The following is a 22,375-nucleotide window of genomic DNA, read 5'->3' on the forward strand; positions in this document are numbered from 1 at the left end:
GCAGTTATTTCTACCCATTGTAGCGACTACTGTACTCAACATATTGTAAGATAGTCTCTGTATCTAAAATATCAATTCCTATTCCATTCAAAATCACACTGAAAAATTCCATTTTCCTACGCATTTCTTCAGGTGTAGATTTTGCAATGGCAGGGTTTACCCAAATGTTCATTAGTGTAATGATCACCTCAGCAAGTTCCTTTGGATAAGCGGTTTCAATTGAACCATCACTTATTCCCTCGTTGATGATAGGCTCTATATAGCATGGGACAATCAATTCATAGATTTCTATAACTTGTTTCATCACAAATTTAGGATCATTCATAATTTTGTTTGACATTGCTATAATCGCATTACTACCCGGATTAGCGTAGCCGGCTTTAATCATTGTTTTTAACTTTTCATAGCCAGTAATTGTCTTATCATCACGGAGTTTATTGAAATAAGCCGTATTTTCATTGCCAATCTTCTCACATACTGATTGAAAAATTTCCTCCTTGGATTTAAAATGATGATAGATTGCCCCCTTGGAAAGCCCCCCTAAATTATTGATGATATCTTGAATTGAAGTGTGTTCATAACCTTTTTCTATAAAGAGCTTCAATGCTTCCTCTAAGATTAGGTTAACTGTTTCTTCTGGATATTTATTTCGTGCCATACAGCATCCACCTCCATACCTACCGTTGGTATCTATATTATCATTGATGATTTTTCTTGTCAAGCACTAATATACTATTAATCTAAATATAATAAACTATAGTATTTGTCATTCAATATGGTTCTATGAAATTTATAGATTGCACCTAATAAGAAATTATTCTTTTTCTGCTGCAAACATTTCTGCATAAATACCTTGTTTTTTAATCAAACTCTCATGATTACCGCACTCCATTATAGTTCCACTTGAAATCACAATGATTTTATCGAATCGCTTAACTAAATTTGCTTTATGCGATACTAATATACATGGAATTGATTTTTTTAAGAGATTATCAATTATTTTAGTTTCTGATAAAGAGTCAAGGGCACTGGTTGGTTCATCTAATAGTAGCATCTTAGTGTTTCTAAATAATATTCTTGCTAGTATTATTTTTTGTTTTTGACCTCCAGATAAATTCATTCCTTGATCTGATATGGTAGTAGATAATCCCATTGGTAATTCTTTTATCAATGTATCTAAAGTTGAATCACAAATAACTCGTTGTAAAAAATCAGGATCATAATTTTCTTCTCCAAGGGTAATATTGTAAAGAATGCTTTCATTAAATATAATAGGATTTTGATTAACCATTCCTATAGCATCTTTAATAGCCTCTTTAGAGTATTTATCTATAGTTAGATTATTAATATAGATTTCACCTTCAGTAGGTTCTAATAAATTATCAAGAATTTTTAATAATGTGCTCTTCCCAGAACCACTTGAACCTACCACAGCAATTTTATCATTTTTATGGATGGATAGATTAATATTGTTTAGTATTAGCCCATCAAATATTGAATGTTTAAAAGATATATTTTCTAACCTATAAGAATCAATGTGATCAATTCTTTCTAGCATGTGTGTATCTGAATTAAGATGTTTTGTAGAGTTTATAGCAAATATTTCATTTATCTTTTTAAACTGTATCTTAATAACAGTCATCTGTATAAATGTACTCATAACCCCATTCAAGGGTGAGAGAAAAGATTGAGATAAAGTTATAAACCCTATTAATTTTCCAAGGGTTATTGAAAATACTCCTTGTCCATAAATTAATGTTGTACCAATCAATATTAAAATAATAGGAGTAAAGTAATATATTGAACTTATAAAACTACCTAAGACAGAAATTTTTATATCCTTCTTTAAAGTAAGATCGCGTTCTAGCTTGAATTTTTCTGACCATCTCTTTAGAAAAATATTTTCTAGGTTTAGAGATTTTATTGTTTCCATTCCTTCAAAAAGTTCAATAATAATATTTTGAGTTTGATTCTGCAAAATCATTTCTTTGCTATTAAAATTAAATAGCATTTTTGTGTAGAATAAGGATGAAAAAATGATAATAGCACCTATTCCAACAGTTATGAAAGTAAGAATTGGAGAATAAGAATACATTATAAAGAGATATACAACCACTAAAATAATTTCAATTATTGATTTTAAAAATTGTTGGCTTAGTAATTGCTGAATGTAACTTATTAAATTTGCTCGATAAATCCAATCACCAGAGGCACGATTTATAAAATACTTAAATTGGATTTCCGAAATCTTCTTAATCAGCTTATCTATCATCTTCCCATTAAAATTATATTTTAATTCTGCCAGCAATAAGTCATTTAAAAATTGCATCAGAGTATAAATTATAAAAATTATAATAAACCCAGGCACTATTAATAAAGTTCTTTGAAGTAGTGATCTTACAACATTGTTGCCATCAATGAGAAGTCTAATAAAGGTAGGCACAATTATTGAAAATAACTGTAAAATTATCATTGATACAAGTAAGAATATTAGTGATTTTTTTTGCTTTACAAAGAAATTCATAATGATTTTTTGCAAAGTCTCTACATGTGATTGTTTCTGTTTTTTCCCCGTATCAATAATCATATCAGTTGGTTCAAAACTAAGAATAACCTGGCTAAATGATTCTTCAAATTCCATTTTTGAAACCTTCAAGATTCCCTTATCAGGATCAAATAATGTTACTTTATTTTTAATACTTTTAACCACAACAAAATGATTATTATTCCATAGAATAATAATTGGATGTTTAATTTTTGACGACATCAAATCATCTGAGTTAATTTTATAGGCTTTACCTTTTATCCCATGATCAGATATGATCTCAATTAAATTGTATAGACTCAAACCTCCCCTAGGAACCCCATAATGATCCCTTATTTCATTTAATGTAGATTTAATGCCCCAATAATTTAATATCATTGTTATACAAGCAATACCACATTCACTATGTTCAGATTGTTCTACTAAACTTAACTTTCCCATATTTGTGTCCATCCCTTTCCATTAACTTAAAGAGCTAAATAAATAAAAAAGCACCCTTATTTATTTAAAAATTATGGTTGTATTATCCCAAATATATGTAAAATTGTCAATGTAATCTTCTTTTGCTGTAAATAATATATACTGTACTTTTTACATGTTGTGTACTTGTTAAAAATTAAACATTGCTCTGATGAAAAATAAATAATTTAATTTACAAGATTTATATGGCTATTATTTGGGAAACCTTGTAAATACAATAATTCAATTTTAATATACCATATTATATATAAAAACAAAAATGTAAAATATTTAATAATATGTAAACAATATTGAAATTATAAAATCTTCGTGATATATTTAACATGTAAATTCAAAAGTACATGCATGTTAGATGAATTTAACAAATTAAAAGGGGGGGAAATAAAAATGCAAAAAATGTCAAATGAAATTTGTGGAAAGAGCTTAAGGGAAATGTCACAAAATGAAATGCAAGATATATATGGTGCTTCATCTGAAACAAATGGTACACCAGCTACTGTTGTTAGTGCAATATCAAAATTTGTAACAAAAAGCTCAAAGGCGTGCATATCTGCATCTGCATCTGCTATAAGTGGTATTCTTTCATATAACAAAGACTGCTTAGGCTAATAAAAAATAAGGAGACTGGTTATGGAAATGAAACAAGATAAAATTGTTGGAAAGAGCTTAAAGGAATTGTCAGAAAAAGAATTAATGGACGTTTATGGTGGACGTGGAATGTCAGAACCTCAATCTACCATGGTATGCTCTGCATTAATAACTTTTGTAGGCTCATACCTTGGTTCTGCAGTGACTAAATGCGGTAAGGACAATAAATAATAATTAAAATATAGAATAATCATAAGTAAGAGGTGTTGGCTCACCATCACCTCTTACTTATGTAATAATATAAAATTTATAACTAAATAAAAGTACCCACTTTTAGCATTGTGTAGGTTGTGGAAGTACGTAACTAAATAGGTAGAGGAGAAAATATTATGTACTATAATTTTTATAATGCACTTACTATAAAAGAAAGATATTCAATAATAGAAAATCAATTAAAATATAAAAATAACTTTAATAAAGAAGCTTTTATGCTTTGGCGAAATGATATGTCTATATTAAGTAATGCTGAATTTTCAAAGATGCTAGAAATAAATAAGTATAACCAAAATATTTTTTCATTTGCTGTTGAGAAAAATCCAAATCAGGAATTAAAAGAATTATACATAGACTATACAAAAAATTCTGATTGGTATAATAAGCTCATTGAAATACATGAATTATCCAACTCATGTATTGATTTTGATAACACAAAACTTTCATATTTATTAAGATATTATATAATATATGCTGATAAAGAAATCAGAAGTAAGCTTAAACCAGAAATAATCAAATTTATTAAACAAGAATCAATTCAGTCTATTTTATTATCCTTTTTTTCACAAATTAGTGACATAGGAATAAAGGCTATTACCCTTGAAATTAATATGCAAAGAGAAAAAGGCCTTCTTCTTGGAGATACTACTGAGGACAGATATAAATATTTTATTAGCAAATATGAAAATCCAGAAGACATTCTAAATTTCTTTGATAAATATCCAGTATTAGCTCGTGTTCTTGTAGAAATGACCACAATGTTTATTAAGAATACCATTGAAGTATTTGACCATATTAATGAAGATAAAATAAAGCTAAAGAGCCATTTTCATATAGATGAAAAAGATTTTATTATTGATACAATATATTACGGACTCGGTGATTCACATAATGGAAATAAAACCGTAATGACATTAGCTTTTGAAAATAATAGAAAAATATTGTATAAGCCAAAGAATTTACATGTAAATATTGCATTTTCTAAGTTATGTGATTATCTTAACGATAGAGCTCCAATTCTGCCTTTGAAAACTGTAAATTCTCTTGCTGTCAATGATCATGGCTATGAAGATTTTATTGATCATATAGATTGTCAATCAGAAGAGGAAGTAAAAAGATATTATACAAGATTTGGTTATTTATTAGGTCTTATGTATCTTCTTAACGGCACTGATATGCATATGGAAAATTTAATTGCCCATGGCGAACATCCAGTTATTATTGACTTAGAAACAATAGTGCAGCAACCTACATTATTCAATGGTAAGGATAATGATAAAACTACACAGCTAATCAAACGAAAAGTGTTTGAAAATATTGATAGAATAATGCTATTAACTAGCAGACTTAAAAATAGTGATAACAGTAAGGGAATAGACATTAGTGCTTTATCTGGAGCAGAGAAAACCCTTGATGAAAAGGTACTACAAATCACTAATCTTAATACTGATGAGATTAGATTTGTAGAAGAAACTGCTGTACTACCAGGAAGCCAAAATCTCCCATTAAAACAGATTGATTTTAAAAAATATAAAAATAACGTAATTGATGGCTTTACTACTATATGTAATTATTTTATAAATAATAGAGAAGAAATTTTAAATTCAGATGTGTTTAAAAGCTTTAAAGGGTTAAAGGTAAGGCAATTATTACGAAATACTAATCAATATGCTAAGATACTGGGTCACTCCTATCATCCTGACTTTTTATCTGATATGTTAGATAGAGAAAAAATATTAGAAAACATGTGGAGCATTGAATTTAACAATTCAACATTTATTATTAGTGAAATTGAAGATATGATGTTTAATGATGTCCCTTATTTTTCTTATTACACCCATGGATTAGAAATATATAGCTCAAATAGAAATCTGGGAGAGTTTACTTCAAAAACTTCATATGAGTATCTTATAGAGCATATTATAAGGATTAGTAATGAAGATATCTTGAAACAAGTTTCCTTAATAGAATTAGCATATGGAAACTATGATATACCTAATAAAATTAAGGAATATGAAATGACAGTACAATCCCTTAAAGAAAATTCTTCAACTGAAAACACTTTCTTAGAATGTGCCATTAATCTTAGCAAAAAAATATTATCTGAGCGAATTAAAAGTGAGGATCTCCTTCTATGGATGACAGTAAACACAAGTAAATATGAAGAAGACTCCTATAATGTTATATCAGCAGACTTTTATGACGGTGTTTATGGAATTGCATTAGCTATGTACTATTTATATAAAGTAACAAATGAGACCAAATATTATAGCTATTTTGAAAAAATAATTGATGAGTGTAATACGGAAGATCAAATAATATATGTTGAAAAAAATATTGGATATACCAGCACCTTTAGTTTTATACACATGGCATCCTTCTTAGAAAAAGAAGATTTACAAAAAAGTAAAGTTAAAGGTTATATAAATAAGTATTTAAAAAAATTAGAGAATAATATTGAAATTGATGTTGATTATCTTAATGGAGCAACTTCCCTTGTAAATTCTTTAATTAGATTATATGATAACTCTCATGATACAACATACTTATCCCATATTATCACCTATGCTGAAAAAATATTAGCATGCTTTAAAAAAGATGAGGTAAAGGATTTTCAGGCTGGTTTTGCACATGGCTTAGGACCTATTTCTTTAATATTCTATAAATTGTATAGTATTACAAAGTCAATAAAGTACCTTAATTTTGCAGCCGATATATTAGATAAGGACAAGCATCTCTACTCCAATTATGAAGAAATGCCACTATCATGGTGTAGAGGTTTAACTGGTCTGGCAATTTCTCGTATTGAAATTTGCAAAACTATGAAAAAAGCAAATTTAGATTATACTGAAGTTTTAGAAGAAATTGAAAAAATCAATGACCATATTATGAAGTCAGCCATGTTCCAAAATGATTGTTTATGCCATGGTAATTCAGGTTTAGTAGAATATTTCTTGACTAGATATTCTTTAACATTGGATTTACATGATTATGACATGGCAAAAATAATAATGAACAAGATTATGACAACCCAAAAGGCAAAGGGTAAATTCCATTTGAAACAACTTGAGCATATTTCTTCAATAGGATTATTCACTGGAGAAACTGGTATTTTATTTGAGCTAATTCGTTTGATTAATCCTGAAATTGTTCCTTCAGTATTAAGTTAGAGAGGTGATATTATATGAAAAATATTGTAACACTAATAGGTACACGTAATTTAAATACTCGAACCTATAAATATGTTGAAGAGATTTTCAATGAACTCAATGTAGAAAGTGAATACAATAATACTATTTTAGACCCAACAAAATATTGCCTTAATCCTTGCTCTGGATGTAAAAATTGTTTTAGTAATGGTATTTGTATTTTTGATAATCTTAAAGATGATAAAGGTAGTGAACTTAAACAACTACTTTTATCTGCAGATTTAATAATTATTAGTTCACCAGTGTATGCCCATAATGTAACCTCTGATGTTAAACTAATTTTTGACAGACTTTCTTATTGGTTGCACATTTTTAAATTGTTAGGAAAGCCAGTTATAATACTAACCACAACAGATACAAATGGTGAAAGCTTTGTTAATGATTATTTAACTAAAATGTTTCAGTATATGGGAGCAGTAATTATTTCAAATGAAACTTTCTTTGCATATGATACACAGGAGGAGATTTTTCATAAGCTCCAATCAATAAGAAGTATCATAAAAGATGCTCTTGAAGGAAATATTGTTTTAGAATCGTCTCCAATGCAAGAGGCTATGTTTCAGCAATTAAAGTATACTTATTTATTTTTCCCTAAAGAACATTACGAATATAAATATTGGGATAGTCACGGATATTTTAATGCAAACAGTTTTTCAGAACTTTTAATTAAGGATAACAGCCATAATGAATAAATTTTTCAACTATACAAGTTTTCTTTTAATACTAATATTATTAAATTTAATTAGTTTTTTTCTACGGATAACAATAATAAATGAAATAACCCTTTACTATTTGTTATTTTTAATCGCCGTTACTTTCCACGAACTTGGACATTTTGCCTTTGGTAAAATCATAGGAATGAAGCTGGAATCCCTTTATGCTGGGCCCATAAAAATTTGTGTTGTGAATAACAAGGTTAAACTTAAAGAAAATAGCATTTTTTCCTTAAGTAATGGCTTATGTCAAATGTTTAAATGCATTGATAAAAACCAGGTATCAAGGAATTTTTCACTTTATTATTTAGGGGGCATATTTACTAATTTATTATTATTTATTCCTGCCATTCTTATAAGTAGAATAGAAACTGAATTTTACTTTAAAACAGTTATTACCACCTTTGGTATAATGAATTTTGTTATTGCATTAGCAACGTCACTGCCCTTTGAAGGAAACGATGGATGGATGACATTTTTATTACTAAAAAATGATAAGGGCATTAAAAATAAAGTTTGGCTTCAAAATATATATTTAAGTGATATTGATGCTAGTGAGTTAACAGAGGCTGAAATAGATAATTTATTTCAAGTATTTAATAACCATGAAGACATAAGTGATATTTTCACTTGCGGTAGTCTATTAGCATTACACTATATAAAAAACAGTAATTATGACTTAGGGAAAGATTACTTTATGGAAATTATTAATATTATGAAAAAGCAAAATAAAACTAACAGGATGGAAGCAAAGAGTTATATTGAAGTCGTAGATTTTCAATTAAAATTGCTTACTTTACTAGAGGAAAATACGGATATAGAAAACTTCAATGATTTTGACAAATCACAATTAATAAAAACAGCAAAAGAATATCAAAGAGCGACTATAGACAATCGATTTAGAGAGTACATTGATACTATTCTGTCTAGGATAAGGTAGCTTTAGAGTATTTATTGTATAAGCCGATGGTAATTTAATATCATTGGCTTAATTTCAGTCTTTTAAATCTATTCCAGGAATCGTAGTAATAGAGTGTGAAATTATTTCTGTAAATAGCTTTCCATGATAATGATTTTAAAGGCATGGTGATTATCCTATAATCCCATGCCTTAAATTTAGTAGAAGTATTTTCTATTGATTAAACACTAGTTACTTCCTTTATATATTTATTTTTACTTATTTTATAGAATATAAACTGAATTAAAATTTCTAAAAGAAGAGTAATAATTGACTTCTTCATTAACAGTTCAGTCATCCCACTATTAAATACCATAATATATAAGAAATATACCCCTAACATTCCTCCTATAAATATGGGAACAAAGAAAATTATTCTTAACTCCTTCTTAATTACCGATTTTACTTCATTCTCCAAAATTCCAACTTTAAATAGGATACTGTTTCTTTTTCTCTCTTCATTAACATCAGAAATTACTTTATAATATAACACTACTCCATTAGTTATAAGAAATAGTATTCCTATAAAAATTGTGGTGAATAATAACATACCATTATCATCTAATTGCATTCTGATTAACTCTTCTCTATAAAGTGGCCTATATGCTTCCAAGGTTCCTCTTTTATCCTCAGATATCTTACCACCCCATAGCTGCCCTTCATTCCAATAGGTGCTATCTAAATCGTTAACACCTTTTAAATAGTTTAGTAACCCTTTAAAGGCAACATCTTTATTTCTTACATTCATTAAATGTAAGTTTTTAATTGCTCCTTCTTTTACATTTTTCTTTATCATATTATAGTCATTATCGTTAAGAACAAATGCGAATCCTGAATCATATTCTCCACCATACCTAAAATTAGTGAATTGCACACCTTTTTCTTTTCTAATTTTATCAGCCCTTATTTTCAAAGAGTAAGATTCTTTAACAAGGTCATGAAATTGCTCTTTCTCTATCAAAGTCCCATGTTTACGTGCTAGCTTATCCACTATTTCTAGATTATTATCCTTAAGAGTTAAAAAAATCAGATTTGGAATCTTATAGTCTTTACTTTCATTTTCAACTGTAACATATAACGCCTCATTAGGTTTTATATTAATATTTATTCCCATATGTTTATTATAGTTTGACTGGCTAATTACTGAATGTCTAGTATTTAAGACACTAAGATTACCCGATTCTTCCTTAAAAAGAGGTACTTCAATATATTCTAATTCTTTGTATTCATTTACGCTTCCACCATTATCTTTAACAACATTTATAACATCTTCTCTATTTACACTGTTATACTTATTACTTTCAACAAACATAATATCATATGGATTTTCATTAGAAATATATTCTCTAGTTGAAACATAAATTGAATAACTATATCCTACAAATAGCATAGCTCCAGCTAATAGTAGAGAAGTAATAAACAATATGTTTTTATATGCTAAAAATCTATGAGATAAGTTGCTTAATACCAACAAGTTCTTATTATATATATTAGGAAACTTCTTTAAAATAGCTTTGATCAAGGTAATGATTGCACCAATTATTATATATGGACAAATTATAATTACTAAAAATAATCCTAATATTATAGGTGCAACATCCTCAATATTTCCCTTTAGAATAATAATAGGTAAATAATATAAAGCTGCCACAAAAATCATTATAGTTACTACGCCAATAAATACATTAGTATGTCCAACTTCCTTTTTTACATCAGCTTTAATTCCTTCAACAATAGATATACTTCTAAGATAAAATATGTTGAAAATTACATTCCCCAAAAATATTATTGCAAATACACCAGCACTTAATAAAAAGCTCTCATAATTCAATGTGTACTGGATATTAGCTCCACTAACCATTTTATTTAGAGCCATATAGAACATTCTCCCCAAAACTGTGCCACTAACAATTCCCGTAACTAGAGAAGCTATCATAACCCCGATGTTTTCCATAATAACCATTTTAGTTAAATCTTTGTATGTCATTCCTAATGTTAAATACACACCAAATTCTTTACCTCTATTTTTCAAAAAGTATACATTGGTATAAGTAATAAAAACTATAGAAAATATGATAATTCCCACTAATGCCAACTTTACTATGTCATATGTTGATGTTTTCCCAACACCTCTGATTATGTCAGAATTGTACATTAAACTTCCATACATAAATAGCATTGCGCATATTAAGGAATTAACAAAATAGAAGGATATATATTTATAAAAATTATAGAAAAAGTTCTTTTTTATGATAGCATGAAAGGTCATTAATTATCTCCTCCTATAAGACTTTGAACTTCTAGAATTTTATCAAATAATTTCTTTCGGTTCCCATCAGAGGTAATTTCCATTTTTATTTTTCCATCTTTTATAAATATAATTCTTTTACAGAAAGAAGCTGCAAAGGGATCATGGGTTACCATTAACACTGTACTACTTTTTTCATCATTCATTTTGGCTATAGTTGTCATAACATCATTTGCCGATTTTGAATCTAAATTTCCTGTTGGCTCATCTGCAAAGATTATACTAGGATTATTAATTAGTGCTCTTGCAGCAGCAACTCTTTGCCTTTGACCACCTGAAATATTATAAGGATACTTTTTCTTTAAATCTAATATATTAAAATACTTCATAAGATCATTTAAACGATTTTCTATTTCACTTTGATCTTTCTTATCTAATATAAGAGGTAATGATATATTCTCTTCAACAGTTAAACTATCTAATAAATTAAACTCTTGAAAAATATATCCAATATTTTTTCTTCTAAATAAAGCAAGTTTGTCCTTTTTCATTTCACTAATATCATTATTATTAATAATCACATTACCTGAAGTACCCTTATCTACACCTGAGAGAATGTTAAGTAAAGTACTCTTTCCACTTCCACTTGGCCCCATTATGCCTACAAATTCACCACTATTAATAGTGAAATTTAACCCATTTAAAGCACTAACTTCTTTAGCTCCCTTAAATGAAGCATATACTTTAGTTAACCCATTAACTTTTAATATTTCCATACACCATACCCCGCTAAAAAATAAAATTATCTCTTTTCTTTATTCTTTCTTCTAATAACTTCTAACACATATCCTATTCCCATACCTATAAAAGTCCCTGCAGTTCCCCACATAAAATTCCCTGTAATCACACCAACACCTGTCCCGATTATAAAACCTCCAAGCATTAAATTTACTGAATCTTCATCCTCATCCTCTTCATCATAACTATCACTATTATCACTAGATACATGCTCTTCTTGATTTATGCTTTTTTCTTTATCTGCCTTTTCATTAACTATCAACTCATCTAAACTAACATTAAATATATCCCTTAATAATATAAGGTTATCTATATCTGGATATGCTTTACCTGATTCCCACTTTGAAATTGCTTGACGTGATATATTTAACTTTTCTGCAAGTTGTTCTTGTGATATATTTTTTTCTTTCCTTAATTTTTTTAGATTTTCTTTAAAATTCAAAGTAATCACCTCATGTATAATTATCTCTATCTATTTGCTATTATACAAGCATATATTAGTTACTTTTGCTGTAAACCAGTGGTTGCATCAATTAAAAATTAAGCTTAGATTCCTTAGTCTTGATATAGAAGTTAAAAGCAAAGAAAAAAAGTGCCCCTCCTGCAAAGAACAACTCTTTTAATCAATTAATAATCTATTCTAATAAATTTGCCAGTGAAGGACTTCAAATAATAGGTAAAGAGCGGAGATTAAATTTAGTATTACTTTACAACAGGCTTCTTTTTAAAAGCTAATAATCTTATTATCTCTTCTATATCTTCCTTTGTTTTAGGTCTGTAATTAATCCATCCACCATCACTACAAGGATATTTATTCTTCCATAATTCTTTAGTTAAAGATAAACCCCCATTAATTACTTCATTGAGTTTTTCCTTATCTTTTGAACTTATTTGCATCATTACATCTATATCGCCACTTTCAAAAAAGATATAACATAAGTGCTTGGTTTTATGGGAATACTTATATCCCCAACCGTAATTATTTCCAAATGGGAACTTTAATTCCTTTTGCATATCATATTGTTTATCAAAGGTTTCTTCAAATTGCTTCAATAACTTTTTCGTATCATTTCCAATGAATTCAAAAATCTCTTTTTCCGTAGGTATATTATTTTTATCTAACATCCTATTACTCATATCAACTTCTCCAATCATATATTATATAAAGAGAGTTATAAGCTTCTCTAAAGCTTTACTAACAGAATTCTTAGTATCAGTATTTTTGATACTTAGAAGTCGTTGTCCTTTAGGGGAAATCCTTATCCAGGGACGTAACAGCTCTTTACTCCAACCTTGAAGAAAAGCAGAGAGCCCAAATCTCTGATTTGGTGCTAATCGCTTTCACAGAGTGCGATAGGAGTATTAGAGCTGATAGTCATCGGATTAAAATTAAATAGCATAATTTTTTACTATTATGTATTATCATATATATATTATACGTAAGTTGTCAATAACTTGTCGCATAAATACTTATAGCTATTCATTATAGTGTTTCTCTTTTTGAGTTAAATAAAGGTTCATAAGTTTCTAGTCTTCAAAGGATTGTTTTCCTCTTGCTGGATAAGGGATATATTTCAATATTTTATAATAATTTGTATTACATTTACTATAATGATACACTAATAAATAGGTCGTATATGTAAACCATAACAAATCAAAATAACATCTAGAGATTTATTTGATTTTATTATCTCAAATCTAAAAATAGGGAGGAAACTCTATGGGAATTATGCTAAAACAAGTAACAAAAGAAAATTGGTATGAATGTAATAATTTAGAGGTTTATAAAGAACAAGAAGGAATTGTTGCACCAAATTATAACTCAATCATTTTAAGTTTATTATATGAAAATTGGAATGCAAAATGCATTTATGATGATGATATGCTAATTGGACTTCTTTTATATGGAATTGAAGAAGATACGAGTAAACCAATGTTACTTAGGTTTATGATTGATAAAAAGTTTCAAGGTAAAGGATTAGGAAAAAAATCAATGCTAAAATTGCTTGACTTAATAAAAGTTGAATATGGCAATATAAAATTCTATACAACAGTTTCTCCCCAAAATATATCTGCAAAGAAGTTATATGAAAGTGTTGGTTTTAAAGAAACTGATGAAATAATATGGGATGAAAATGTAATGATAGTACAATTATAAATAAAACCATGAGCAAGTGACTCCAACAAGACACGTCATCACTAAAATGTTACCCATTCCCCAAATTAGGAACAAAATGAATAAATTTTGTTCCTATTAAATTATTAAAATACATATAAAAAATATTCAAAAAACTCGCAAACCCTCACAGCGCCAACAACTAGTTAACTAGTTATATAGTTAACTAGGTTCATATTTAACTAGTTTCCTAGGTAAAATTTTAAATATATCCCTATTAAACTATATAAAATTTTCTATATTTAACTAGGGATATATTTAAATATGTATATATTTTAGGGGGTGATGTGGGAGGATTTTTTTGATTAAAATTTTTTTGATGTAAGTTATTTACAGCTTATATCATATTTACTTGAATATATTTAAGCTTTTTTCTTAAAATATTTATAATAATCTGTTTTACTTCTTTTTTAATTTTTTAAAAAGTCACAAATTTAATATCTACATAGTTAATGAAAAACTAGGGAAATAAGTAGAGCAGAACAGGCTGTAATTAAATTTACATACCACATAGTTAATGAAAAACATACTTGACCTTTTAGTTATCATGTAATCCATTATTAAATTTACATACCACATAGTTAATGAAAAACTCAATTAATGAAAGTGGTGAGCCACTATCTCCAAAGAATTTACATACCACATAGTTAATGAAAAACCCAAGTACTCATTACTTAAAAATTTATCTTCATTATATTTACATACCACATAGTTAATGAAAAACAAGTAATATTACTGAGGACAATGGGACTGTATCCGAATTTACATACCACATAGTTAATGAAAAACAAGAAGTAATGGCTATATATAGTAAGTGTTCTCAATGATTTACATACCACATAGTTAATGAAAAACCCATTTTAGTTTATTAAATCAAATAGACTTCAACTCTATTTACATACCACATAGTTAATGAAAAACTTCCCAATCTTTATATAGATGACTCTCTTCTGTATCATTTACATACCACATAGTTAATGAAAAACTTCTGCCCTTCGGAGTTCTTCTGCGGTTGGTGCTCCATTTACATACCACATAGTTAATGAAAAACCTAAATAATAATATCTCTTCTTCCCTCTATTTTACATGTATTTAGCCTGGTCAGCAATATGTTAAAATTACGATTTTTGCAGTTAACCCTTAGTAAGTTTTTTTATATTCTAGTTTTTTCTTTATTCTTGGCATTATTACTATGTTTGATGGTAGTTTGATAATTTCTAGGTTTACTGCAAATCAAAATATCACATAAAAATATCCATTACATTTCTATCTATTCCAACTACTTCTTTCTTTATATTATTTGAATTTTTAACCCGATAAACATATAATGAGTCTTCATGTTTATCCATTGTCTTTCTAAGTTCCTCAACACATTTGGTTAGTGCACCTTGAGTTATTTCACCCTCAAATACTGAATTTTGTGTCCATATCAAATATTTTCTTAATATCTTTCTAACTCTATTAACTCTTTTTTCATTAACATCATAGGTCAATATTACAAACATATACATATACCTCCTTACCACCAAACTTTTAGTGGCTTATAAATTTCATCACCTATAAGATGTTTTATTATCTTATAACATTCTAGCTTTATAAAAGTTCTGTATGATACACTTCTATTTAAGCTTCTATGTTTTATTGTAGTATCTAACTTTTTCTCAAATTCTCGTATAAATTTCTTCTTACCTATTTCATTTAAATAGCAAATTTCATCCATATAATCAAAATCACTTTCTTTAATCATATTGTTATTTACCATGCTAAATATTATAGAATCTACAATTATAGGTTTAAATATTTCTGAAATATCTAGTGTTAATGAAAATCTTTTTGTTGAAGGCTCATGCAAGTAACTTACTGTTGGATCCAACTGTGTTTTATAAAGTTCACACAATACAGTTGAATACATCATTCCATTTCCAAATGATATTAAAGCATTTAATAGTGCTGTGATTGCTTTACTACTAAAAGTCCTGATACATTTTTCTTTCTTGGACAAAAACTTCCTGAATAGAACCCATAATAATTAAAGAAGTTTAATATTACTCCATTACTTCCAGCAAAGTTTATCATTTTGGTGTTTAAATCTATTTCTCCAAATAGGCTAATGCTATCCACTTGCTCTACTGGTATATATTTCTTACCTGTTTCATCTGAATCAAAGCATATAGTGTTATCCTTTCTTTTTAATCTACCACTGGAGAACATAAAATAATCTCTATTCACCTAATTCACCTTCCTTTACATAACAGAATTCATAATAAGAACACTTTTTACATATGGAACTATTTATGGGTTTAGGAATTTTATCTGAACTTTCTATTTTTCTAATATTTACAAGTGTTTCTTCGATTTCTACTATATCTTCAGGTGTTAGCTCTACCTCTTCTATACGTTTTTCTAATGTATAGTTTATTTTTCCCTTTTTTTCTATATCTAAGTTCTTTAAATAATAAAGATAGTACATTAACTGCTTTCTATCTGATTCTGGCATCCTTGATGATAGCTTTATTTCTCTAATATATTTGCTATTTAATATATCTAATTTTATATTTTCATCTACCGTCACTTCTTTATTTTTTTCTTTGTTATAAGCTTTTTCATGTAAAACCTTTCCTTGAATCACTCTATCATTTTCTTCTTCAAAGCATATATTTTTAGAGAACAGCCAAAGTTTTCTTTTGCAAATATAATAATAGTTTACTTTTGTACCACTGGTTTTATAATCTTCAAAATTATATTGTAACATTATAGAAACTGCTCCTCCTCATCAAATCCTTTTTTTTCTTTCTCTATTCTTGTCCCTTTTTCATAGGTATATTCAGTATCTCCAATAATGATTTCATTGTATTTGTTAATTACAATTCTATTTTTAATTCTTCCTGCTCTTTCTAAAACTTTATACTTCCTAATATCTATGGAGACTGTTAAATCCATAATCTTATCTTTTAGCTTTATAGAATCCGATACAGTATATTTACTATTTTTATCACTTAGCATCTCAATAATTTCTTTTATTTCTTCTTTATTAGCATCATAGATTGCTTTAGGCATTATAGTTTTACTGTCTATTCCTCTTAAGTCTATGTTGCTTTTTTCTATACTATAGTCCTCTATGTGTTTTAAGTCTTCTAAAGTTTCTTTAATAATTTTGAAGTAATTTGATTTCTTCAAATTACTAACAGTATAAATATCTTCTACTAGTTTCATTTTATACTCTTCAAAAATTTCTTTATGGATCCATCCAGCTATAGCTTCTTTAGATAACTTAAAAATATCATAGTCTATTATGCCTTTTCCTACCTTTTCTGAAACTCCTGATGGTTTTACATCCCCACCTGTATAAATATATATATTAGATTGTTCACTGTTATAATCTCTACCTCTATACACTCTTCCCATTCTTTGAAATAATCCACAAATATCGGACAACTCCGTAAATAATATGTCGAAGTCTATGTCTACACTAGCTTCTACAACTTGAGTTGTTATCCATATTCCAGTATCATCATTATCTTTTTCTCCCATATATAATATCTCAGACTCTTTTTTTCTTCTGTCTCTTTTTATAAATTGAGAATGAAATAAGTTCACATTACATTGAATATTTCTATTTACAATTTCATCGTATAAATCTTGAGCTGTTTTAACTGTATTAACAATTACTAAAACCTTCTTGTTATGATGTTTATCTATTATATCATCTACATCTATGGGTTTTTCTAAAACACTTGCTCTATGTCTTAATATTGATTTACCTTTACTATTAAGCTTAATAAATGATTTTTCTGCCTTAATATATGCTTTTTCCCCTAACTCTCTTTTTATAAAATACTCGAATATTGGTGGGAATGTAGCTGTTAATATTGCAAACTTACCACCTACATCATTTATGTATCTTAAAGCTGTTATTAAAAACGCTACCAGTTGTGGTGAAAACATTTGAATTTCATCAATTACTATTTTGGAATATGATAATGTTGCTAGTTTTAGTTCATACCCTTCATACTTAAAAATAAAATCTACTAACTGATCTAAGGTACATATTGTTAAAGGCAAGCTTAGTTGTTTTGTTCTTTCCACATAATCTAAATCTACTTCAACGTCTGACATTTTTACATACTCCGATAAAGTTTCAGAATGAAGTAACCCTGTTAATTCTTTAGGAAATTTAATTTTCTCTAATATCCTTTTATATATTGCATTTATAGAAACTCTTAAAGGAAGAATAAAGAACCCTTTATTATCTCCAATCCATAAGAGTCCAGCTTCTGTTTTTCCTATTCCTGTAGATGCTACTGATATTATGTTTTTATTATTATTCTTATACATAAATTCTTGTAATTTATTCATTGTGCCAAAGCCTTCTATTAATTCTCTAACTCTTAATTCCAGTTCTTTATTTTCTAATTCAACAATTACATCTTTATTAGAACTTGCTGCAAAATCTATCTTATTTAATAATCCTTTATTTACAACATATTTATAGGCTAAATTTAATTTCTCTTGTTCTTCATTGTCATCCTCTAAGTTATCAAAATCAATGTCACCCATAGAAATTCTATTACTGGTGTATCTTGAATTTGAAGGATACATTTCTCTACCTTCAGGCAATTTATCATATTGGAATTCTTTAAAGTAATTTATTAATTCACCTTTAACTATAGCTTTTATATTATCTTCATTTTTTTCTTTTTCTCTTACATGATGATAGTAAATACTTTGATATAGTATTTTAAGCTCATCCTCATCATAAATCCTCTTTAATTCTTTTCTTTGTAAAAAAGCAACGCTCAGATATCCATGAGTCACTTCATCACTAACGCCTGTTAAATCTTCTAGTTTTTTATTAAACTTTTGAGCTTTCATTATTTTATTCTGAAACTTTGAGTTCATCTTTCCTAAGTCGTGGTATATACAAGAAAGTCTTAATATCTCCCAATCTATAAACTTAATTTTATCACCATATATAAATTTTAGAACTTTTAATTGATTTAGTAACTCATCTGTATGCTCTTGTATAGTTTGAATCGGGTTACTTTTTGCTATATACATATTCTCCATGGAAACACCTCACATTAAAATAAAAGATAGGGTAAAACCCTACCTTAAGCTAGAAATACTATATTGCCATCCTCATCTACTTCTATTTCTCCATCATCAATATCTCTACCTTTGTTACTATGGATAACTTCTACTTTTCTCCATTTTCTAAATTCAGTACTTTTTTTAATCTCTACTTTTTCATAACATTTTGTTATATTATAGATACTTCCACCAGTCTTATCATTTATAATATTTTCATTCTTTTCTAAAGGTATAAATGCGTCCAATGCTAGAGTTGAAGATTCGTCTCTATCTTCAGTTCTTATTGTTACTATTTTCACCTCATCAACTCTTGCTAAGTCTTCTCTTCTTCCTAAAGAAATGTATTCTCTGGGGTTTAAAAGTGAATTATAGATTTTATCTACTAAGGTTTTATCCTCTGGAACTATGTGTATAAGTAAATTTACATCTGTTAAAAGTTCTGCTGTTGTAACTCCTCTTGTAACTCCATAAGCAACTTCCTTGCCATTTTCAATTGTATTTATTTTAACTTGATGTCTATCTGATTCATATTTTGCCCCTGCAAACTCATATCTTGTATACAAGTCATTTACTTTTGAATGGTATTCTCCCTGAACAGAAATGTCCATAGGTTTATATTCTTTGAAATCGCATATATAGTGTATCATTCCAATTATTGTTGAATAAGGTGGTAATGGATAAGTTTCCTTTAACTGAAAACTTGTAGGTTTTTTATAATTTACAAGGTTTTGGTTAAGCCTTATTCTTATAGCTTTTTTCTCCATTATAATCACCTATCTATTATAATAGCTTGTTACTTCTGAGTTTAATTCATTAAAGAATTCTCCCATGCCCATAGCATTTAATCTTTCCATTATATTATTATCATTATTAAAGATTCCTTTTATTAATCCTACCCTTGTATTATCTTTAATAGCATTATCTAATGATAATACACCCTCTAAAGCTTCAGTTACTATCTTATTATTTTTGATTACTAATTTATTTTCAAAGAATGGATTTTTCCTACTATAAATACCACCTATTGCAAATATAGGAGATAGAGTTTCTCTTCTTCCTTTTATATCTCTATATAAAAATTTTATAGTGTCTAATAACAAGTTAACTCTTTTACACTTTTCTTCATTGCTAACTTCATACTCTCCATCAATTCCTACCTTATCTAAGTCAATAGTTATTGTGTAAGCATAGTATGATTTATGAATTTCAGTTTGAGCAATGTTTCCTCCATCTTTTTTCTTCTCTGCTGTTTCATTATATCTATCTAATAACCCTTTATTAGTTAAAAAATCCAAATCTGAATTAAAACTTTCTAAGGATACTGCATTTGATAATCTACATGCTGCAGCTCTTGTTCTTACTGGCTTTTTAGTTTTCATATATCCAAATAAATCAATTTCTGCACTGTCCATTATTGTTGCATCAACTGAAAATTGTATAACCTCTTTATCTAAATCTAACTTAGTCGTATCAATACCCATTTGATTAACCATGTTATACCTCATAGCTTGACGTGATATATATGTGTAGCTTTCTCCATTTCCCCTTGTTAATTTTTTAAGAGAAGTTACATTTCCTACACCTTCACCATAGTTAGCACTTTGTGCTTCAAATATCATACTTACAGTTAATCCCTTTGCTTCCATTACTTGCTCTCCTCCTCACTATTTTCCTTATAATTTTTACCCTGTAATCCAACCATGAAGGCATATCCTGCTGACTTAAACTCATCATCATTTAACAATACATTACTAAATTCTGTTGGTATCTCCATTCCTATATACATGTATGAGTTTATTAAAGTATCCATAAATTTATCTGAGTTGTTCACCTTTAAGGCATTTAATAATCTATATGATATGCCTGCTAATTTATTTTCTGAATTCTTATCCTCATATTCCTTTTTAACCTTTTGACCGTACTTAGTAAATCTATCAATTTTGTAATAATTTGCCATAGATCGTTCTCCTCCCCTTTCATTTAATGTTAAGTTCAATCTTAGAATATTTTTTATCACATATGTGTAATCTGATGTCTTACTTCCATGTTCTTTCTTAAGCAATAAATATATTAAGTCATACATATTTCTATTTTCATATAATCTCTTTAACACTTCCCTGTAAAGATTTATATAATAGCCATCTATCTCTACATACATATTTATAAGTCTAGATAAAATATCTTTATATTTGTATATTACCTCTAGCTTACTTTTTGAAAGTATATTGAATGTGTATGGTCTTGATGAATTTTCAGAGTCATATCTAACAACTTGAATATTATCTATTTCAAACCTATTCTTTTCTATAGCATCCTGCTCCATATCATCTAAAATATTAAAATATGATTGTTCTTCCACATCATCCACTGTACTTATCTTTCCAGCTGTCTTATTAGCATTTAATAATTTTTTCACACTTGAATTATTATTTATAAATATTCCCTTACCAAGTACAAAATTAAATCCTAGCGGTATACATGAGTAAACTAAATTACATATTGGACATATATAACTATCACCATTTAAATTCCAAAAATGAGAACTCTTTTTATTCATGTCTGCCCCCATTTTTTCAAGCCAGCTTAAATTATAACTCTCTGAAAGACTTTTTAATGGATTATTACATGTCATACACCAATATTTACCTTTATTATCCTTATTATAAACTTTTGCACTATTCAAAAAATAATCTTGATAAACCTTGTACATATCATCATTATTTTTGGTCTTATGTAAAATTCCTACTCCACTCCAAAACTTATCTATGATGTCGTACATAACATTTTTAGCTTTAACATATTTTTCTGTATTTTCTCTTGTTAATATATCTTTAATTTTATAAAGAGTGATTATTTGTGAATAAACTTCATCTTTAACAGAATCAACACATTGTTTTTTTGATATTTTTATCACCTTTAACTCTTTAACAATTAACTCTACTTCATTCGTAACACCGACTAGGTTAAAAGCACTCTTATAGCTATTAGAGTTAAATTTATCCTTAGTGTATTTGATTAATTCATTAATATTATCAATATCTTTTTCAGTTAACTCAACATCTTTAAATCTTTCTAAACTTAAAATCCTATCAACTATTTTAGAGCTAGTTAAATTATCATTGTTCTTACTTATCAAATAATTAAAGTAATCTTCTTCAAAGCCTACTAATTCTTCTTCTTCAAACTCAATATAGTTATTTTTGAGCTTAATATTCTTATCGCCATGCTTCAGAGCATTATATAAACCTAAAATCCCAGAATTATATAGCCAATCTGATAAATAAATTTTCAAATTA

General features: G+C 27.7%; 18 protein-coding genes, 1 pseudogene and 1 CRISPR repeat array. Of the genes and pseudogenes, 6 read left to right on the plus strand and 13 right to left on the minus strand.

Features of this window, described 5'->3' with window-relative positions:
• Positions 1 to 10: 10 nt before the first annotated feature.
• Positions 11 to 658 (minus strand): TetR/AcrR family transcriptional regulator, encoded by a 648-nt coding sequence (locus tag B2S02_RS02245; protein WP_346876805.1) that lies wholly within the window; start codon positions 656 to 658, stop codon positions 11 to 13.
• Positions 659 to 814: 156 nt separating this feature from the next.
• The gene (locus B2S02_RS02250) at positions 815 to 2,986 is read right to left on the minus strand and encodes a peptidase domain-containing ABC transporter (RefSeq protein WP_346876806.1); all 2,172 of its coding nucleotides are present in this window, start codon (positions 2,984 to 2,986) and stop codon (positions 815 to 817) included.
• 426 nt (positions 2,987 to 3,412) lie between these two features.
• Here B2S02_RS02250 and B2S02_RS02255 point away from each other — a divergent pair, with 426 nt between their 5' ends.
• From B2S02_RS02255 to B2S02_RS02275, 5 genes are all read left to right on the plus strand, one after another.
• Positions 3,413 to 3,634, plus strand: a complete 222-nt coding sequence (locus tag B2S02_RS02255; protein ID WP_346846775.1) for a lichenicidin A2 family type 2 lantibiotic — start codon at positions 3,413 to 3,415, stop codon at positions 3,632 to 3,634.
• A 21-nt stretch (positions 3,635 to 3,655) separates the two neighbouring features.
• Positions 3,656 to 3,844: a lichenicidin A2 family type 2 lantibiotic gene (locus B2S02_RS02260; protein WP_346846774.1), complete on the plus strand. Its 189-nt coding sequence runs from the start codon at positions 3,656 to 3,658 to the stop codon at positions 3,842 to 3,844.
• Positions 3,845 to 4,002: 158 nt separating this feature from the next.
• Entirely contained in the window at positions 4,003 to 7,056 is a 3,054-nt protein-coding gene (gene lanM, locus B2S02_RS02265; RefSeq protein ID WP_346920202.1) for a type 2 lanthipeptide synthetase LanM, read from the plus strand.
• A 14-nt stretch (positions 7,057 to 7,070) separates the two neighbouring features.
• On the plus strand, positions 7,071 to 7,787 hold the full coding sequence (locus B2S02_RS02270; RefSeq protein ID WP_346876808.1) for a flavodoxin family protein: 717 nt from the start codon (positions 7,071 to 7,073) through the stop codon (positions 7,785 to 7,787).
• On the plus strand, positions 7,780 to 8,748 hold the full coding sequence (locus tag B2S02_RS02275) for a site-2 protease family protein (protein ID WP_346920203.1): 969 nt from the start codon (positions 7,780 to 7,782) through the stop codon (positions 8,746 to 8,748). The genes B2S02_RS02270 and B2S02_RS02275 overlap by 8 nt, the downstream gene beginning before the upstream one ends.
• 199 nt (positions 8,749 to 8,947) lie before the next feature.
• On the opposite strand, the gene B2S02_RS02280 is transcribed toward B2S02_RS02275, so the two are convergent.
• From B2S02_RS02280 to B2S02_RS02295, 4 genes are all read right to left on the minus strand, one after another.
• Complete coding sequence (locus B2S02_RS02280; protein WP_346920204.1) at positions 8,948 to 10,921, minus strand: ABC transporter permease; 1,974 nt, start codon at positions 10,919 to 10,921, stop codon at positions 8,948 to 8,950.
• A 113-nt stretch (positions 10,922 to 11,034) separates the two neighbouring features.
• The gene (locus tag B2S02_RS02285) at positions 11,035 to 11,790 is read right to left on the minus strand and encodes an ABC transporter ATP-binding protein (RefSeq protein WP_346893008.1); all 756 of its coding nucleotides are present in this window, start codon (positions 11,788 to 11,790) and stop codon (positions 11,035 to 11,037) included.
• Between the two features lie 26 nt (positions 11,791 to 11,816).
• Positions 11,817 to 12,254 carry a helix-turn-helix domain-containing protein gene (locus B2S02_RS02290; protein ID WP_414632274.1) on the minus strand — a complete coding sequence of 146 codons (438 nt, stop codon included), beginning with the start codon at positions 12,252 to 12,254 and terminating at the stop codon, positions 11,817 to 11,819.
• A 260-nt stretch (positions 12,255 to 12,514) separates the two neighbouring features.
• Positions 12,515 to 12,949, minus strand: a complete 435-nt coding sequence (locus tag B2S02_RS02295) for a DUF3788 family protein (RefSeq protein ID WP_346879393.1) — start codon at positions 12,947 to 12,949, stop codon at positions 12,515 to 12,517.
• 583 nt (positions 12,950 to 13,532) lie between these two features.
• On the opposite strand from B2S02_RS02295, the gene B2S02_RS02300 reads away from it, so the two are divergent.
• The gene (locus tag B2S02_RS02300; RefSeq protein ID WP_346893004.1) at positions 13,533 to 13,970 is read left to right on the plus strand and encodes a GNAT family N-acetyltransferase; all 438 of its coding nucleotides are present in this window, start codon (positions 13,533 to 13,535) and stop codon (positions 13,968 to 13,970) included.
• Positions 13,971 to 14,420: 450 nt separating this feature from the next.
• Positions 14,421 to 15,039: a CRISPR direct-repeat array (repeat unit 29 nt; unit sequence ATTTACATACCACATAGTTAATGAAAAAC).
• A 190-nt stretch (positions 15,040 to 15,229) separates the two neighbouring features.
• Here B2S02_RS02300 and cas2 read toward each other — a convergent pair.
• The 7 genes and pseudogenes from cas2 to cas8a1 all read right to left on the minus strand — a co-directional run bounded on the left by cas2 (position 15,230) and on the right by cas8a1 (position 22,371).
• The gene (cas2, locus tag B2S02_RS02305; RefSeq protein WP_346893002.1) at positions 15,230 to 15,493 is read right to left on the minus strand and encodes a CRISPR-associated endonuclease Cas2; all 264 of its coding nucleotides are present in this window, start codon (positions 15,491 to 15,493) and stop codon (positions 15,230 to 15,232) included.
• A 14-nt stretch (positions 15,494 to 15,507) separates the two neighbouring features.
• Positions 15,508 to 16,217: pseudogene (gene cas1, locus B2S02_RS02310) on the minus strand (CRISPR-associated endonuclease Cas1).
• A complete protein-coding gene (gene cas4 / locus B2S02_RS02315) occupies positions 16,210 to 16,740 on the minus strand; it encodes a CRISPR-associated protein Cas4 (RefSeq protein WP_346892998.1) in 531 nt (176 codons plus the stop codon). The pseudogene cas1 and the gene cas4 overlap by 8 nt, the downstream one beginning before the upstream one ends.
• Entirely contained in the window at positions 16,740 to 19,055 is a 2,316-nt protein-coding gene (cas3, locus tag B2S02_RS02320) for a CRISPR-associated helicase Cas3' (protein WP_346920205.1), read from the minus strand. The genes cas4 and cas3 overlap by 1 nt, the downstream gene beginning before the upstream one ends.
• A 44-nt stretch (positions 19,056 to 19,099) precedes the next feature.
• Positions 19,100 to 19,843, minus strand: a complete 744-nt coding sequence (gene cas5b, locus B2S02_RS02325; protein ID WP_346892994.1) for a type I-B CRISPR-associated protein Cas5b — start codon at positions 19,841 to 19,843, stop codon at positions 19,100 to 19,102.
• A gap of 9 nt (positions 19,844 to 19,852) precedes the next feature.
• Positions 19,853 to 20,725, minus strand: coding sequence for a type I-B CRISPR-associated protein Cas7/Cst2/DevR (gene cas7i, locus B2S02_RS02330; RefSeq protein ID WP_346920206.1), 873 nt, complete (start codon positions 20,723 to 20,725; stop codon positions 19,853 to 19,855).
• Complete coding sequence (gene cas8a1 / locus B2S02_RS02335) at positions 20,725 to 22,371, minus strand: type I-B CRISPR-associated protein Cas8b1/Cst1 (protein ID WP_346920207.1); 1,647 nt, start codon at positions 22,369 to 22,371, stop codon at positions 20,725 to 20,727. Before cas8a1 ends, cas7i begins: the two co-directional genes overlap by 1 nt.
• Between the last annotated feature and the right edge of the window lie 4 nt (positions 22,372 to 22,375).

Origin of the sequence: Clostridium sp. UBA7339, from assembly GCF_002470865.1 — a bacterium.
Classification (GTDB): Bacteria; Bacillota; Clostridia; order Clostridiales; family Clostridiaceae; genus Clostridium_J; species Clostridium_J sulfidigenes.